The sequence below is a fragment of the Lacinutrix jangbogonensis genome, from assembly GCF_000797445.1.
In the GTDB taxonomy this organism is placed as follows: domain Bacteria; phylum Bacteroidota; class Bacteroidia; order Flavobacteriales; family Flavobacteriaceae; genus Lacinutrix; species Lacinutrix jangbogonensis.
The window spans coordinates 189,472-206,640 of the sequence record NZ_JSWF01000019.1 but is presented as its reverse complement, the minus strand read 5'-3'; the positions used below and the strand labels follow the sequence as shown (position 1 = coordinate 206,640).

Here is a 17,169-nt window from a genome sequence, read left to right as displayed (position 1 = left end):
ATTAAGGATTAGGCCTTTTTACAAATAACAGCCATTTTGTTATTATCTAAGTCGGTTGTAAAAAATAAGTAATCATCGCCACCATCTTTTAAATTGAGTTTTTCACGAATTTGTTGAACAGTGGCAGGAAAGTTTCTAGTGCTTACATTGGCTTTTGTGCTCTTAAATCCGCGTTTAAACTTCTTTTTATTGTATTCTAAAACAGTTTCTATTTTAAAACAGCGACCTGGGAAATTTACTTGTTTTGTAGAGGTATATAAATGAGAATGTTTATGTAATTTCTTTAAATTAAGTTTTTTAGCTAAAATATCAAATGCTCCAGCTTTTAAAATAGCAGCATTTGGCTCGTATAAATAGGTGAGAGGTTCGCTTAAAGAGGCGTTAGCTGGGTATTCTTCATTTAAATTAAAATCAAATATTTGGTTATTTTCTTTTGTGATATTTACAGTTTTAATTGCTATGGTGCCGTTATAATCGCGTTCTAAAATCCATAACAACTCTTTTACTTCATTCTTTACTGCTATGGAATGAATGGTTTTTACGTTGCATAGTTCTGAAATCCCAGAAGTAATATCCAATAGCGGTGATGTCTTAATCATTACATTTTTAGAATATTTAAAAAGTAGTTGTAAATGTTCTGGAACATTAGGAAGGCAATCTTTTAGTAAAAAAACTTTTCCTTTAGTATCATCTCGTCTTGAAGGATCGATGTATACCCAATCGAAATGACGTTTTTCTTGTTCTAAGGCTGTAATACCACTTTCTGCTAAGCATGTAATATTTTCTATGCCAAGCTGCTGGTAATTGTGTTTTACAATTTGAGATAAACTGTTATCGATTTCGCAATGATATACATGATCTATTCGTTTAGAGAAGTAATAACAATCGACTCCAAAACCTCCTGTTAAATCAATTAATGATTCTCCCGAGATTAAATTAGCTTTGTATTGAGCAGTGATTTCAGAGGAGGTTTGCTCTATATTTAGTTTGTTTGGGTAGTATATGTTTTCAGAAGAGATCCACGTTTTTAACTTTTTTTCACAACGTTTTTTTGCTTCTATTTGGTGTATTAATTCTTTAGTTTCTGCAGTTGAAGTTGCAATGCCTTTCAATAATAAATCACTAATATTTGAGTATAAATTACTATTTATAATTAATTGATTTTCAGTATTTAGTAATGCCTTATTCAAAGTATAGATTATATATTTTTTGTGAGTTTTTTTACTATTTTATTATCGGATAAAAACTCTTTTAAAATTACTTTTATAGCAGTATAAGCAGGAATGGCAACTATTAAACCTACAATTCCAAATAACACTCCCGCAACAAGGATAACTAAAAATATTTCTAGTGGGTGCGATTTTACACTTTTAGAAAATATAATAGGTTGGCTTAAAAAGTTATCTATTAATTGACCAATGACAAAACCAATAATAACCCATAGTGTAGCAGGCATAATAACATCATTAAAACTTTCTCCTAAATTACTTGTCATGGATAAAATAATCATTAATACACCACTTATCATTGGTCCAACATATGGTATCAAGTTTAGTAGAGCACATAAAAACGCAATTATTATTGCATTTTCTGTTCCTGAAATTAATAAGAATATGGTGTAAATAATAAATAGAATGAGGATTTGAAATATTAAACCAACAAAATACCTCGATAGCAAATCCTTTATTTTAGTAGAAGAGTTCTCCCAGCGTGATTCTTTAGTATCAGGAATGAATGTTAGTATTCCATTTGCAAACAATTTACTGTCTTTTAAAAAGAAGAATGAAATAAACAATACAGAAAACAAACCTATACTAAAACTACCTAAACCTCCAATTATTGAGTTTAAAAAGTTTGGAATAATAGAATAGTCAATTTTGGTTAAAATATTAGTATCCTTGATAGACTTTTCTACGTCTATATGTTTAAGATCAAAATAGGCAACAGTTTCGTTATATAAATACTCTGTATTCTCTTGCAATTTATTAATATCTAATAAGGATAGATTTTGACCTTGCTCAATAATTAAGGGTATAAACAGCAGTACTAGACCAACAAGTAGCCCAATTAATAAGAGCATAGTAACAATTACTGCTAATGCATTTTTAAACTTTAAACGTTGTCTTAAAAATAACACAATAGGTCTTCCTATAAGAGATATTACTGCAGCTATAGCCACATAGACTATTATAGATTGTATTTTATAAAAGAATAATAGCGTTAAAAATATGCCAACCAATATAGCAATTGCTTTTAAGATTCCGTTAGAGATTGCTTTTGAATTCATGAAGTAAAGATACAGATAGAATTAGAATTATTAAATTACTAATAATTATTTTTTTTATCAAAAATGTAAATTTGTAGTTATCGCAATGTTTATAGTATTTGATAAACTAACAATATCAATTAAAAGCTCTTATTTAAAGACAATGGGTATTGTATAATTAAAAGAATAATAGTTATTGGTTTAAATGTAAAAACCATCTCAATATAGGATGGTTTTTTTTATTTATACAAGTCGTTTTTATTCTGGTAAGTTTTTAATTATGTATTTTAAAAGTATCTTGTGAAACAAATTGTTTTTATCTCCTTTAGAACCCCGAAAGCGTCTGTCCTTAATTTTTGAAATCGAAATTAAAATATGGACTATAAAAGCCATTAAAAAAACTAAAAACACTATTAAAACAATGAGATTTTGATTCATAAATTTTCTAATTACTTCGATTTATATTAACATTTTCTATTACTTCCCGAATGGTATCATCCAAAACAAAACCATTTGAGCTATCTATAGTACCAGAAAGTGTGTCTAAATAGCATTATATAGTACTGTTTTTAACGTTTTACTGTTGGTTAATCCTTATCAAGGATGAAATTAATTTAACTGTCAATTGAAATATTTTTATCCCTTTATTAAATCACAATATTCGATGAACTACGTAAATATACGATTAAAAGACGTATAAAAAAAATAAAAGTGATTAAAATAGGATGTAATCATTGAATTGCACTTTCAATAATAATTACTATTCATCTTTAATGATAGTACTATTGTATTTTTTGTAATTGTTTTGTTATTTCATAGAGTGCAATGTTGGTTGCTTGTGCAACGTTCATACTGCTATTTTGTCCAAACATATTAACATGAAGACTATGTTGGCATTGTTTTAATATGGCTTCCGATACTCCAAAATTCTCATCACCAATAATTATTGCTATTGGTTTATCTGTTGAAAATTCAAACGCATGTATTGGTAAACTATTTTCTGTTATTTCTAAAGCAATGCATTGATAATTTGATGTTATTAAATTTATAACAGCTTCAGAAATGTTCTCAATTACTTCATATTTCACAACTTTTTCAGTCGCACGAGACGTTTTAGTCATTTTTCTCCCTAATGGAATAGCATTACCACAAAAGATGATATTTTCTATTCCAAAAGCATCTGCAATACGAAACAAGCTGCCAATATTTGAGGCATTGGTTACGTTTTCGCAAACTAAAGTGATTGGGAATGTTTTTTTGTTGAAGTTAGTGGTGTAGTGGGTGAGTTGCAAGTATATGAATCTATTTATGGTTAATTTCTTTATCTCACTCTTGATCTATTAAATGTACTTGTTTTTTTATTTTCATTAATCCAAAAATAAAATGGGATGCCTGCGGTTAAAGTAATAATATAGCCTATTCCTCAAAGTGAATTTGTAAATATAACAGCAATAACAATACCTCCAAAGATTAAATAATTATTAGGCTCAGCATGTAATCTATTTATATCTTTTTTTGTGTGATTTCCACAATGTTGACACCTTTCATTTATTTTATTTTTCCCATATTCCTGCAAAAACCCATAGCGTTCATGAGCATTAGTTTTTATGTAATTCTCTTTTTTACACGAAGAGCAATAATAGGATAATTTCAATATCTAAGGTTTAAGGTTGTCTAATTTTCAAACGCATATTTCACAATATTAGCTCCCATTTGCAAAGCTTTTAATCTAATAGCTTCAGGATCATTATGTACTTCTTGATCTTCCCAACCGTCTCCTAAATCGCTTTCAAGAGTAAATACAAGTACTAATCTATTCTCATGAAACAAACCAAATGCTTGTGGTCTTTTACCATCGTGTTCATGGATTTTTGGTAAACCTTTAGGAAATGCAAAAGCAGTTTTAAAGATCTCGTGATTTTTTGGTAATTCTTTTAATTCTTGATTTGGAAAAACTTTTTTTAATTCTTTAGTGATGTATTGTTTCATTCCATAATTATCATCAATATGCAAAAAACCACCAGAAATTAAGTAATTACGAAGGTTTTCGGCTTCATCTTCACTAAAAAAAACATTTCCGTGACCTGTCATGTGCAATAAAGGAAATTGAAAAATATCTGTACTACCAACTTCCACCGTTTCTGGCTTTTCGTTCATTTTTGTATCGATAGTCTCGTTACAGAACTTGATTAGGTTTGGCAAAGCTGTTGGGTTAGAATACCAATCTCCACCACCTTTGTATTTTAGGATTGCCAAGTCTTGAGCAACAGTAAATTGAAAACATAATGCCATTATAAGCATTATAATTACTGAAAGTGTTTTAGATTTTTCTCTACTAAATATCATATTTCAAAAATAAAAAAGAAACCAATGCAAATTGCATTTATCTTAAAATTTATATTGTTGTATAGAAAGGTTCCCAATAGATGTTTTTTACCGGTAAATAGTGTACTTGTATATCTTCGCTTTCTATTTGTTATTTGCGCATTTAGGCGACTGGCTTTATTTCGTTTTACTTTTCAGGTTTCTTATTTCAATAATCATTTTTTGAATATCCTGCTTGGCATTTGCTATAAAAATAATATCATCTTTTGTTCCTCCGTTTAGTTCAATATCTTGACCTCTTTTAGGATTGTCATAGTCATCTTTATTCTTAACGTTTGTCATTATAAAGTCAGAACCCGAATCGTGTGTTATTCCCTCAATCATTGGAATCCAATTTCCTTTAGTCGAATTATTCAGCCTACTTTCTATTTTGTTTAATTGGGATTCAGTCATATTTTTTAAGCAATAATTTGTTCTTTATATTTTTCTACGAATTCTTTTGCATCTTTCATAGATTCTGGATATTTAGCGTAATTCTGATATCCTCTAATGTCTCCGTTTGAATTCTTGAAAATTTTTTCCCAAACGTGATAATAATTAAATCTATTATCTTCCAAAAATTTCACAACATCCCATTTTTTTTTTATCAGTCTGTTTTGGTGGTTGAAACAAGTGATTTAATTCGGTCATTGGTTTTTCGCATTGTGGACAAATTGAGATACGAACCTTTCCAAATTCAAATGGTCTATTAAATGCTTTTCGGCAATCTAAACATACTTTTTTATATCCCATTTCAATTTATCTACTGCTTGTTGCCAACTCGCTATATAGCAGGCAATATGACCAATATCCCATAAATAAGTTAAGGGATGAACACTTTTATGTTGTCGGTTATCCCGTAAGATAAAAAAAGGTTACTCATTTACAAAGGCAACAGAGTGACAAGAAACAATAGCAGCAGTCTCGGTTCGTAAGCGTGTCTCTCCTAAGGTTACAGGAATAAATGTATGCTCTACTAAAGCCAATGCTATTTCTTTAATAGAAAAATCGCCTTCAGGACCAATTAATATAGTTGTCTCTTGATTAGGTTTCAGTTCTTGTTTTAGCGATTTCCTGTTAGTTTCCTCGCAGTGCGCAATAAATAAATCTCCTGTAAAATCTTGTTTTATAAAGTCTTTGTAGGCTATGGCTTCGTTTAATTTAGGCAAATAACAACTTAAAGACTGTTTCATTGCAGATTGTACTATCTTCTCGAAACGTTCTTGTTTAATATATTTGCGCTCGCTATGGTCGCAAATAATTGGTGTAATCTCTTGAATGCCAATTTCTGTAGCTTTTTCAAGAAACCACTCGTAGCGGTCGTTCATTTTTGTTGGCGCAACTGCTAGATGTAAATGGTATTTTGATGGCGTTTGAAATTGTTTCGTTTTTACTTCGGCAACACATTTTTTTATAGTATCCAAAATTATTTCAGCCGAAAACAACCAGCCGCTACCATTTGTAATGTGCATTATATCTCCAACTTTTTTACGTAAAACTTTTACAATATGTTTACTCTCTTCTTTAGAGAAAGAAAATTGCGTGGTGTTTTCGTTAATTTCAGGATTATAAAATAATTGCATTAGTCTCTAGCTTCTTGCACTTTAAGTACGTAAACTTCTTTTATTGTTTTTAGCCTGTGTGTTTTTTTTATAATATAGAATCCATTATCATCTGTAATTCCTACATCAAAAATATCATCTAATTGGTGTTTTAAATTGTTAGCTTCATCTTCAATTTCAATGGGTAACTCTCCATCTTTTACCCAACCAGAATCTCCACCTTGTATAGCATTAGTTGCCATAGAATACTTTTTTGCTAAATCTCCAAAATCGACACCTTTACTGTATTTAATCATAATTTGTTTACGGAGTCTGTAAATTTCGTCTACTGGCATCTTATTGCCATCAAAAAAAATATAGCTTATTCTATAGTGCGGTTCTTTTTCTTTTTTAATGACTTTATAATATATTTTTTTAAATTGAGTTCTTTCGGTTTTCGTGAAACCTGAAGGCATTTCTAAAAGCTCTTTTGCGAGAGAACTTTGATGCTTTTCGGTATTAAAAACCAATAATCTTATCTTTTTAGACTTTGTAGAGTTATTAGCATAGTCTTCGGCTTGCTCAAATGTTTCAATGCTTTTAAGTTCTTTTTTAGCTTTATTTTGTGCAAAAGAGCACAGCGATACACTTAGTAAAAGTAGGATTACGATTTTATTCATTATAATTGAGTATTTCATTTTAATAACACAAAAAAACGAAAAAATAAGGCTTCTATTGTAATAATTGATAAGGTTATTAACAAGGATTTTAACAACGCCATTGCTAAGAATACAGTAATCTTATGTTAGTGAGTTAGAAATTAGTTTTTTATGAATATACCGAACGCCCAAAACTAATACAGAGAACATCAATATACGCAGTGAGATTCCAAATAATATAATTTGAAACCAACTCATATTAATATTATAGATATAATAACTATCTGGTGCGTAATCGCGATGAAAAGAAGTGATTAAAATAATATAGCGCTCAATGTTTGCTCCAGAAGCCAAAGTGAAAAAGAAAATAAAAAACACTAATATGAAATTATGAATACTCTTTTTTTGATATTTATTAAGCCATAATAACTGAATTAGTAAACAGAATACAAAGGGTTGTAGTAGCATTATCCAATACGCAAACCAATAAGGTCCTGCTGCTCTCTTTGAAAATAAGCTTTGATCTTTAGTGAAGTGATAATTAGCTAAATCGAATATGTAATACAATATATATACTATGGCTACAATTCGAATAGTTTTAATAGCATATTGAAAAAAACTACGGTTGATACGTTTTATGTTTTTAAATTTGAAAACCGATAGAATATAACTTATTAGAGAGGTAAAACAAAAGCCATAAACTAGGGCGTCTAAAATGAGGGTAATAGCATTATTCATTAGATCTTTAATCGTGAGGAAGCCATGACATCACTTTTAGCAAAGTCCTTTTCTAAATACTTTAAATACCCAACAATTCCAATCATTGCAGCATTATCTGTAGTGAATTCAAATTTAGGAATATAGGTTGTCCAACCAAATTTTTGTTCACCTTCTTTTAGGGCTTTTCTAATGCCAGAATTAGCCGAAACACCACCACCGATTGCAATATGTTTTATACCAGTTTCTTTAGTTGCCAATTTTAGTTTATCCATTAAAATGCCAATAATGGTATATTGAATAGAAGCACAGATATCGTTTAGATTTTCGGCAATAAAATTTGGATTCTTTTTAACTTCTCGCTGAATAAAGTAGAGCACAGCAGTTTTAAATCCAGAAAAGCTAAAGTTTAAACCAGCAACTTTTGGCTTAGTAAATTGAAATGCTTTTGGGTTTCCTAATTGTGCACGTTTGTCTATTTCTGGACCTGCAGGATAACCTAGGCCTAATGTTTTTCCGCTTTTGTCGTAAGCTTCACCAACAGCATCATCTATAGTTTCGCCAATAACTTCCATATTAAAATGGCTATTTACTTTTACAATTTGTGTGTGGCCTCCAGAAATGGTCATGCCAAGAAATGGAAATGTTGGTTTTGTAAAACCGTCTTCAGCAATAAAATGTGCTAAAATATGTGCTTGCATATGGTTTACATCTATTAGAGGGATATCTAAACCAAAAGCCAAAGACTTGGCGAAACTAGTACCAACTAATAGCGATCCCATTAAGCCTGGGCCTCTAGTAAATGCGATAGCATGAAGCTGCTCTTTATTAATATTTGCTTCTTTTATGGCTTGATGCACAACTGGAACAATGTTTTGTTGGTGTGCGCGAGATGCTAATTCTGGAACAACACCACCAAATTCTTCATGAATTTTTTGAGTTGCTACAACATTACTTAAAACAGTGTCGTTACAAAGTACAGAAGCCGATGTGTCATCGCAAGAAGACTCAATTCCTAGAATATAAATATTTTGTTTAGACATTATATCAAATGAATTTTAAAATGATCCATAAATACTTTAAATTATATTGTGCTTAGATGAAAAATAAGTATTGTAATCAGTTATGGTTTTGTTCTGCACTATAAGTGCAATAGAAACTAATTATATAGCTTATTTTAATGTTTATTTGGTATTAGTTAATATTCGGCATTATAATTGTTAATTTTGAGTTGAATTAAACCGAAAACAAAGGTAGCTTTTTAAACTTAAATTTTTTATCAAGAAATTTCTAAAAATACTAGGCAAACTGTTAGCAATATTATTGCTACTCTTCATCATTCTGGTGTTGTTCTTTTCTATTCCCGCTGTACAAACTAAGTTAGGAAAGTATGCTACAGAATGGATTAACGAAGATTTTAAAACAGATATTAATATTGGTAAGATAGGTCTTCAGTTTAATGGAGACGTAGAGTTAAAAGAAATATTAATATGCGATTTTAAACAGAATACGCTTATTAGTGCTAAAGAATTAAATACTTCAATTTTAAATTTTAAAAATCTATTTAATGGTACTTTAGATTTTGGAGATATAGATATGGAAGGTCTTATCTTTAATGTTGTTACCTATAAAGGTGAAACAGATACTAACCTTGACGTTTTTGTTGCCAGATTCGATGATGAAAATCCAAGACTAGAAAAAAGTGAATTCCTATTGTCTTCAAGCGATGTTTCTATTTACGACGGTTTATTTAGGTTAATAGATGAAAATAAAGAGACCCCCAAGATTCTTGAATTCGATAAATTAGATATTAATGCTACTAATTTCCTTATTAATGGTAGCGATGTAAGCACACGAATAAACAAACTCTCGTTTATAGATAGTCGTGGATTGGTAATTCAAAATATGTCTACTAATTTTCAATATACGCTTGAAAATATGATCTTTGAAAACCTTAATATAAGAACAAAAAACTCTAAACTTAAAGGAAATCTAACTTTTAATTATGATAGAGAAGATTTTAAAGATTTCGAAAACAAAGTAAAAGTAGAAGCTCATTTTAGCGATGCAAATATTGCTCTCGACGAATTGAATGTCTTTTACAACGAATTTGGTGTAAATCAACATGCGCGCTTTAACACTAAAGTTTCTGGTACTTTAAACGATTTAAAACTTAGTGATTTAAGGCTAAATACAAGTGCAAGAACCAAAATCTATGGAGATATAGTTTTTAAGAACCTTTTAAATAGTGAAGAAAATAATTTCGCTATGAATGGTAATTTCTCAAACCTAACGTCAAACTATAAAGACTTAAAACGTTTATTGCCTAATGTTTTAGGAGCTTCAATTCCTTCTATATTCGATAAGTTAGGAGATTTTAATATTAAAGGAACAACCAATATTACACCAACAAAAATTAATGCAGATTTTGATATAGAAACTAATCTTGGATTTATAAAATCTAAATTAAGCATTACAAATGTTGATAATATAGATCAAGCAACATATAAAGGAAACATTATTTTCGATCAGTTTAATATTGGTGAGTTTTTAGAAGACACAAATTTAGGTGAAATATCTTCGAACTTAGATATCGATGGTTTTGGTTTCAAAAAAGAAAACTTAAGAGCTGTAATTAAAGGAGATGTATATGCCATTAAATACAATGAATATAACTACCAGAATATTATTGTAAATGGAGAATACAAACAAAGTGTATTTAATGGTAGGCTTCTTGCCAACGATACTAATCTTAAACTCGATTTTAATGGATTAGCAGATTTATCAACAAATATAAATGCTTTCGATTTTTCTGCTAATGTTGAATATGCCGATTTAAAAAAATTAAATATCTATTCGAGAGACAGCCTATCGCTTTTTAAAGGAAATGTGCAAATGAAAATAAAAGGCACAACCGTAGATGATGCTGTTGGTAATATTACTTTCAAAAAAACGAATTATAAAAATGAAATTGACGATTATTATTTTGAAGATTTTGATGTGACATCAAGTTTTAATGGTAAAGAACATATTATTAAAGTAAACTCTCCAGATATTATAAAAGGTACTATGCGTGGTGAATTCTTGTTTAAAGATGTTGCGAATTTATTCGAAAATTCTATTATGAGTATTTACACTAGCCAATCGCCAAACACTATTGAAACCGACCAGTTTATAAACTTCAACTTTAAAATTTACAATAAAATAGTAGAAGTATTTTATCCAGATATTAAATTAGGAAAAAACACCTTTGTAAGAGGCCGTGTAGAAACCGATGAGAAAGAGTTTAAACTCACTTTTAAATCTCCCAAAATAGAATGGTTAGATTATTTCGCAAATAAAATAGAAGTAGAGGTAGATAATAAAAACCCACTTTTTAACACCTATGTAGAGATCGACAGTTTATATACTAACTTCTACAACATTTCTAAATTCAATTTAATTAATGTCACTTTAAACGATACGTTATATATGCGTAGTGAATTTAAAGGAGGGGATTCTAATACAGACGAATATAACCTTAGCTTTTATCACACAATTAACGAAAAAAATAATTCTATAGTTGGTTTTAAAACGAGTGAAGTTACTTTTAGAAATAACCTTTGGAAACTTAATGAAGCTTCCGATAAATACAACAAAATTGAGATAGCTAATGGTTTCAAAGATTTTAGTATAGACCAGTTAATCTTAAGTCATAATAACGAAGAAATAAGACTCGAAGGAGCTGTAAGAGATTCTACTTATAAAGATTTAAAACTTAATTTTAAAGATGTAGATTTGGCTAAAATCACTCCTCAATTAGACAGTTTGTCTTTAGCAGGAAATGTAAATGGTAAGTTAGATTTACTTCAGAAAAACGGAATATACCTTCCAAGTTCTTCAATAACAATAGATGGTTTAGAGATTAATAGTACTTATTTCGGTTCTTTCGATGCTTATATAAAAGGGAATCAATCGCTTACTAATTATAGTGTAAAGGCAAAAATTAAAGACGATACAAAAAATGCTTTCGAAGCTATTGGAAATATCGATGTGTCTTCAAATAATCCAGTTATAGATGTAGATCTGCGCTTTAACGATTTTAACATCAATATCCTTTCGCCTTTATTAGAACCAGTTCTAAGTAATATTAGAGGAGATGTTACAGGTAAAATTGCTGTTGTTGGAAATTTAAATCAACCTAATTTTAATGGCGCTTTAAATATTAACAAGGGCGGTTTAAAAATACCATATTTAAATGTTGATTTCGATTTTGCTAATAATTCATCGGTAACTTTAGATAGTCAAAATTTTAATTTTAATGATATTAAACTAACAGATGTTAAACATGGTACAAAAGGAGTTTTAGATGGCATTGTAAGTCATGTAAACTTTGCTAAATGGAGATTAAATTTAGGCATTGAAACCGATAGACTTTTAGTGTTAGATACTAAAGCAACCGATGAGGCTCTTTATTACGGAACGGGTTTTATAAGTGGCGTTGCAAATATTTTTGGTCCAACAGAAGCACTTAGGGTAACTGCGGAAGCTGAAACTAAAAAAGGAACAGAATTCTATATTCCATTAAGCGATGTTGAATCTTTTGGAGATAATTCTTTTATTTATTTTTTAACACCTGAAGAGAAATTAGCAAAATCCAAAGGTAAAGTCATTGAATCTAAAGACATTTCTGGTTTAGAACTCTTTTTCGATTTAGATGTTACTCAAGATGCTCTAATAGAAATTGTAATGGATAAGGAGTCTGGAAGTACAATTAGAGGACGTGGAAATGGTTTTTTAAACTTTAATATTAATACTAATGGTAAGTTTAATATGTATGGTGATTTTGTGGTTCATGAAGGTGTCTACAATTTTTTATATGGTGGCGTAGTGCAAAAAGAATTTAGTGTAAAACCTTATGAAAGTACAATACAATGGAATGGAAATCCCTTAGAAGCAGAATTAAATATTCAAGCGATATACAAAACAAGAACAAATCCATCACCTTTATTAGATAGTCCTATAAATAGAGCCATTCCTGTAGAATTAGAGATTAAGTTAACAGGACGACTAGAAAGACCCGAACCGGAATTTAAATTCGAGTTTCCTAACGCAAGCTCTACTATCAAATCTGAATTAAATTACAGATTAGATTCTGATACTGATAAAGAAAACCAAGCATTATATCTATTAACAACTGGAGGGTTTAATCGACAACTACAAGATGTTAACTTCACAGGAACTATAGCAGAACGTATTAATGGGCTAATAAACGGTATTTTCACAGACTCAGATAATAAATTAAAAATTGGTTTAAATTTTGAAGCAGGACAAAGAAACCCAGAATTTAACACAGACGATCGTGTTGGTTTTACACTGCAAACTAAAATTACAGACCGTGTACTTATTAACGGTAAAGTAGGAGTACCAGTTGGAGGAGCCTCAGATTCTGTAATTGCAGGAGATGTGCAAATAGATTTCTTGTTGAATGAAGAAGGAACATTAACCGCCACGGTATTCAATAGAGAAAATAGTATTAGAAACTTTGGAGAAGAAATTGGTTATACGCAAGGTCTTGGTATTGCTTATTCTGTAGATTTTGATACTTTTGGCGAATTACTTCGAAAAATTTTTAGCAAAAAAGATAAAGAAATTACAGAAGAAGAAACTGAAGAAAAACTAGATTCTCAAGAAAAAGACAATCCACTTCCTAGTGGAATTGGCTATAAAAAGAAAGATTAATTCTTTCTCAAATATAATTAAATCGCATTATTTTTTAGCTTAAAGTAATTTACTTGTTATGAGTTAGTTTGGTCTTTCTAAAGAATCCGAAATTACTTATAAAAATTGATTTTTGGTTTTTTTACACTCATGATTCACCATCTTTTTAACCTTTTTTAAACAATTCTATTAACTAAAACGTTATAGTAAAATTACACTTGTTAATTTTTAACAAATACGTGTTATTATATAGATTTTCTTTATTAGTTTAGCTATAAACAAGGTAATTATATGTCTAAAAAGATAAAAAGAATTGGAGTAATGACCTCTGGAGGAGATGCTCCAGGAATGAATGCAGCAATAAGATCTGTTGCTAGAACTTGTGCATTTCATAATATAGAATGTGTAGGTATTTATCGTGGTTATGAAGGTATGATAGAAGGTGATTTCACAGAATTAACCGCTAGGAATGTAAAAGGTATTATAAATAAAGGAGGAACAATTTTAAAATCGGCACGCTCTAAAGAATTTAGAACAGCAGATGGCAGAAAAAAGGCGTATGCTACTTTAACAGCAAATGGAATCGATGGTTTAGTTACTATAGGTGGAGACGGAACATTTAATGGAGCACTTATTTTTAATAAGGAATACGGTTTTCCTGTTATGGGAATTCCAGGTACTATAGATAACGATATTTTTGGAACTTCGCATACATTAGGATATGATACTGCGTTAAATACAGTAGTAGATTGTATCGATAAAATTCGGGATACAGCAAGTTCTCATAACAGATTATTTTTTGTAGAAGTTATGGGCAGAGATGCTGGACACATTGCATTAAATGTAGGTATTGGAGCAGGAGCTGAAGAAATATTAATACCTGAAGAAGATTTAGGCTTAGACCGTTTGTTAGAATCTTTAAGGCGCAGTAAAAAGTCTGGAAAATCTTCTAGTATTGTTGTGGTCGCTGAAGGAGATAAAATTGGGAAAACAGTTTTTGAATTAAAAGATTATGTTGAAGAAAACATGACAGAATATGAGGTGCGTGTTTCTGTTTTAGGCCATATGCAACGTGGTGGACCTCCATCGTGCTTCGATCGTGTTTTAGCCAGTAGAATGGGAGTAAAAGCTGTAGAAAGTTTAATGGAAGGACAGTCTAATTTTATGGTTGGTTTAGTAAGCGATAAAATAGAATTGACACCTTTAGAAAACGCAGTAAAAGGTAAATCAGAAATAAATAAAGAATTAATTCGTGTGTCAGATATCATGACCACATAACATAGAAAGTAGAATTATGTCAAAATTACAATTAGGAATTAACGGATTTGGTAGAATTGGTCGTATCGTATTGAGAGCGGCAGTAAAACGTGATAACGTAGAGGTTGTTGCAATAAACGATTTATTAGATGTAGAGCATTTAGCATATTTATTAAAGTACGATTCTGTTCACGGAAGATTTGATGGTACTATTGAAGTTAAAGACGGTAACCTTGTTGTTGATGGAAAAACAATTCGAGTAACGGCAGAAAGAGATCCTAAAAAATTAAAATGGGATGAAGCAGGAGCAGATGTTGTTGCAGAATGTACAGGTATTTTTACAACTTTAGAAACAGCAGATTACCATATTCAAGGTGGTGCTAAAAAAGTAGTAATCTCTGCGCCAAGTAAAGATGCGCCAATGTTTGTAATGGGCGTAAACGATGCAGATTTAACTGCAGCGCATACTATTGTTTCAAATGCATCTTGTACAACTAACTGTTTAGCACCGATAGCTAAAGTTATTGAAGATAATTTTGGAATTGAAGAAGCTTTAATGACTACTATTCACGCGGCAACTTCTACACAATTTACAGTAGATGCACCATCACGTAAAAACTACCGTTTAGGACGTAGTGCATTAAATAATATTATTCCTTCTTCTACAGGAGCTGCAAAGGCTGTTGGAAAAGTCATTCCAGAATTGGATGGAAAATTAACAGGAATGGCATTTAGAGTTCCAACTGTAGATGTTTCTGTCGTAGATTTAACAGTAAAAACTAAAAAAGACACGTCTTTAGCAGATATTAAAGCAGCTATGAAAAAAGCAGCTAATGGTTCTATGGAAGGTGTTTTAGGATATACAGAAGATGCAGTAGTCTCTCAAGATTTTGTTAGCGAAACTAAAACAAGTGTTTTTGATGCTGATGCTTCTATCGAATTAAATTCAAAATTCTTCAAGTTAATATCTTGGTATGATAATGAGTTTGGATATTCAAATAAATTAGTAGATTTGGCTGAAAAAGTAAATAACTTATAAGCTCTAAACTATTCGATAATATTAATTAGCGTAATAGAGGTCTTTTTAAAAACTTTTATTGCGCTTTTTTATTAATTAAAGAAACTTTTAAATCATGATATTAATAGTTGATAGTGGTTCTACAAAATGCGATTGGATTGCAGTAGATAATGATGGTAATCAATTACTTGAAAAAATAAGAACCAAAGGCCTAAATCCCGCTATTCTTTCTGAGAAAAAACTAAGAAAGACCATTAAAAAAAGTAAAGTATTAAAAGCTAATCGCGAAAAAGTTACTAACGTTTATTTTTATGGTGCAGGCTGCGGTACAGAAAATCCTAGACTAACTTTAAAAATTGTGTTACAGCAGTTTTTTATAAATGCTAACATAGAAGTTAATGAAGATACTATGGCTGCTGTTTATGCAACTATTAACACGCCAAATGAAGCTGCTGTTGTTTGTATTTTAGGGACAGGATCTAATTGTAGTTATTATAATGGTGAAAAGTTAGAACAACGTGTTACATCACTTGGTTATATATTAATGGATGATGCTTCTGGGAACTATTATGGTAAACAGTTAATTCGTGATTACTATTTTAATCTCATGCCTGAAGATATTAAAATTGCATTTGCAGGTAAATATAATTTGGAAGCAGATTTTATTAAATACAACATTTATAAGCAAGCCTATCCAAACGCCTACTTAGCAAATTTTGCTGAGTTTATGATTTTGAATAAGGATTCAAAGTACATAATAGAAATGATTAAAGAGGGTATTCGCTTATTTGCGAAAAATATGATATTACAGTTTAAAGAAGAAATACAAACGGTACCTGTCCATTTTGCAGGATCTATTGCTTTTTTCTGTCAAGATGAAATAAAAGAAGTTGCTCAAGAATTAGGTTTTAAAACTGGGAATTTTGAAAGACGACCTATTGAAGGTTTGGTTAACTTTCACACACATAAATTAAATTAAATCAAAGTGCAATACATTGTGAATAAAAATCCCGATAAACACCGTTTAGCGGGATTTTTAATTCAAGAATAGTTTCTCTTTGCTTTTCCTTGAGGTTTTAGCCGAAGTTGTCATTCCTATGAAAACAAAAATCCAAATTCATAATTTTTATTTTTCCATTAATGGTTAAAATGAAACTATAAAATAGAGCTGTATATCTAACTAGTAGTTGTTTTATTCAATAAATTCTTTACTACAATTATTTTCTTACTTAACTGCAATCATACTAATCTCTACGTTTACAAATTTCGGTAAGTTTGCAACTTCAACGGTTTCACGAGCAGGAGCAGTAGCTTCAATAAAATACTCAGCATAAACTGAATTTATTGCTCCAAAGTTATTCATATCACTAATAAATATTGAAGATTTAATTACGTTTTCAAACGTCATGTCCGCAGCTGCTAGAACAGCTTTCATGTTCTCCATAACTTGTTTGGTTTCAGTTGAAATATCATCTAATACTAATGCTCCAGTTTTTGGATCTAAAGCAATTTGTCCAGATGTGTATAATGTGTTCCCACTTAAAACAGCCTGATTATAAGGTCCAATAGGAGCAGGAGCTTGTGTTGTTGTAATTATTTTTTTCATAGTGAAAAACTATTTTTATACATTCATATTGATTTGAGTAT

At 30.2% G+C, this 17,169-nt stretch carries 15 protein-coding genes; 4 read left to right on the top strand and 11 right to left on the bottom strand.

The annotated features are described in order from the left end of the window. Positions 1-8 precede the first annotated feature (8 nt). The 10 genes from RH82_RS04945 to tsaD form a co-directional block, all read right to left on the bottom strand. Positions 9-1,190, bottom strand: a complete 1,182-nt coding sequence (locus RH82_RS04945) for a THUMP-like domain-containing protein (RefSeq protein WP_034058621.1) — start codon at positions 1,188-1,190, stop codon at positions 9-11. A gap of 8 nt (positions 1,191-1,198) precedes the next feature. Next, entirely contained in the window at positions 1,199-2,287 is a 1,089-nt protein-coding gene (locus RH82_RS04940) for an AI-2E family transporter (RefSeq protein WP_034058618.1), read from the bottom strand. Between the two features lie 761 nt (positions 2,288-3,048). Then, the gene (locus RH82_RS04935) at positions 3,049-3,558 is read right to left on the bottom strand and encodes a TrmH family RNA methyltransferase (RefSeq protein WP_034058616.1); all 510 of its coding nucleotides are present in this window, start codon (positions 3,556-3,558) and stop codon (positions 3,049-3,051) included. 382 nt (positions 3,559-3,940) lie between these two features. Further along, positions 3,941-4,567: a DUF4159 domain-containing protein gene (locus RH82_RS04925; protein WP_052158218.1), complete on the bottom strand. Its 627-nt coding sequence runs from the start codon at positions 4,565-4,567 to the stop codon at positions 3,941-3,943. 201 nt (positions 4,568-4,768) lie between these two features. Continuing rightward, positions 4,769-5,044, bottom strand: a complete 276-nt coding sequence (locus RH82_RS04920; protein WP_034058609.1) for a hypothetical protein — start codon at positions 5,042-5,044, stop codon at positions 4,769-4,771. Between the two features lie 5 nt (positions 5,045-5,049). Continuing rightward, on the bottom strand, positions 5,050-5,208 hold the full coding sequence (locus RH82_RS18335) for a hypothetical protein (protein WP_156112416.1): 159 nt from the start codon (positions 5,206-5,208) through the stop codon (positions 5,050-5,052). Positions 5,209-5,505: 297 nt separating this feature from the next. After that, entirely contained in the window at positions 5,506-6,213 is a 708-nt protein-coding gene (locus tag RH82_RS04910) for a 16S rRNA (uracil(1498)-N(3))-methyltransferase (RefSeq protein WP_034058604.1), read from the bottom strand. After that, complete coding sequence (locus RH82_RS04905) at positions 6,213-6,851, bottom strand: peptidylprolyl isomerase (RefSeq protein WP_034058601.1); 639 nt, start codon at positions 6,849-6,851, stop codon at positions 6,213-6,215. The genes RH82_RS04910 and RH82_RS04905 overlap by 1 nt, the downstream gene beginning before the upstream one ends. A gap of 120 nt (positions 6,852-6,971) precedes the next feature. Then, on the bottom strand, positions 6,972-7,568 hold the full coding sequence (locus RH82_RS04900) for a hypothetical protein (RefSeq protein ID WP_034058598.1): 597 nt from the start codon (positions 7,566-7,568) through the stop codon (positions 6,972-6,974). Beyond that, the gene (tsaD, locus tag RH82_RS04895) at positions 7,568-8,590 is read right to left on the bottom strand and encodes a tRNA (adenosine(37)-N6)-threonylcarbamoyltransferase complex transferase subunit TsaD (RefSeq protein ID WP_034058596.1); all 1,023 of its coding nucleotides are present in this window, start codon (positions 8,588-8,590) and stop codon (positions 7,568-7,570) included. The genes RH82_RS04900 and tsaD overlap by 1 nt, the downstream gene beginning before the upstream one ends. 280 nt (positions 8,591-8,870) lie before the next feature. On the opposite strand from tsaD, the gene RH82_RS04890 reads away from it, so the two are divergent. The 4 genes from RH82_RS04890 to RH82_RS04875 all read left to right on the top strand — a co-directional run bounded on the left by RH82_RS04890 (position 8,871) and on the right by RH82_RS04875 (position 16,501). After that, the gene (locus RH82_RS04890) at positions 8,871-13,268 is read left to right on the top strand and encodes a translocation/assembly module TamB domain-containing protein (RefSeq protein ID WP_241148009.1); all 4,398 of its coding nucleotides are present in this window, start codon (positions 8,871-8,873) and stop codon (positions 13,266-13,268) included. Between the two features lie 270 nt (positions 13,269-13,538). Continuing rightward, on the top strand, positions 13,539-14,525 hold the full coding sequence (gene pfkA / locus RH82_RS04885) for a 6-phosphofructokinase (RefSeq protein WP_034058592.1): 987 nt from the start codon (positions 13,539-13,541) through the stop codon (positions 14,523-14,525). 16 nt (positions 14,526-14,541) lie between these two features. Next, a complete protein-coding gene (gene gap / locus RH82_RS04880; RefSeq protein WP_034058589.1) occupies positions 14,542-15,543 on the top strand; it encodes a type I glyceraldehyde-3-phosphate dehydrogenase in 1,002 nt (333 codons plus the stop codon). A 94-nt stretch (positions 15,544-15,637) separates the two neighbouring features. Continuing rightward, positions 15,638-16,501 carry a BadF/BadG/BcrA/BcrD ATPase family protein gene (locus RH82_RS04875; protein ID WP_034058587.1) on the top strand — a complete coding sequence of 288 codons (864 nt, stop codon included), beginning with the start codon at positions 15,638-15,640 and terminating at the stop codon, positions 16,499-16,501. A gap of 246 nt (positions 16,502-16,747) precedes the next feature. Here RH82_RS04875 and RH82_RS04870 read toward each other — a convergent pair whose 3' ends face one another. Then, entirely contained in the window at positions 16,748-17,128 is a 381-nt protein-coding gene (locus tag RH82_RS04870; protein ID WP_034058584.1) for a Rid family detoxifying hydrolase, read from the bottom strand. Positions 17,129-17,169: the final 41 nt, after the last annotated feature.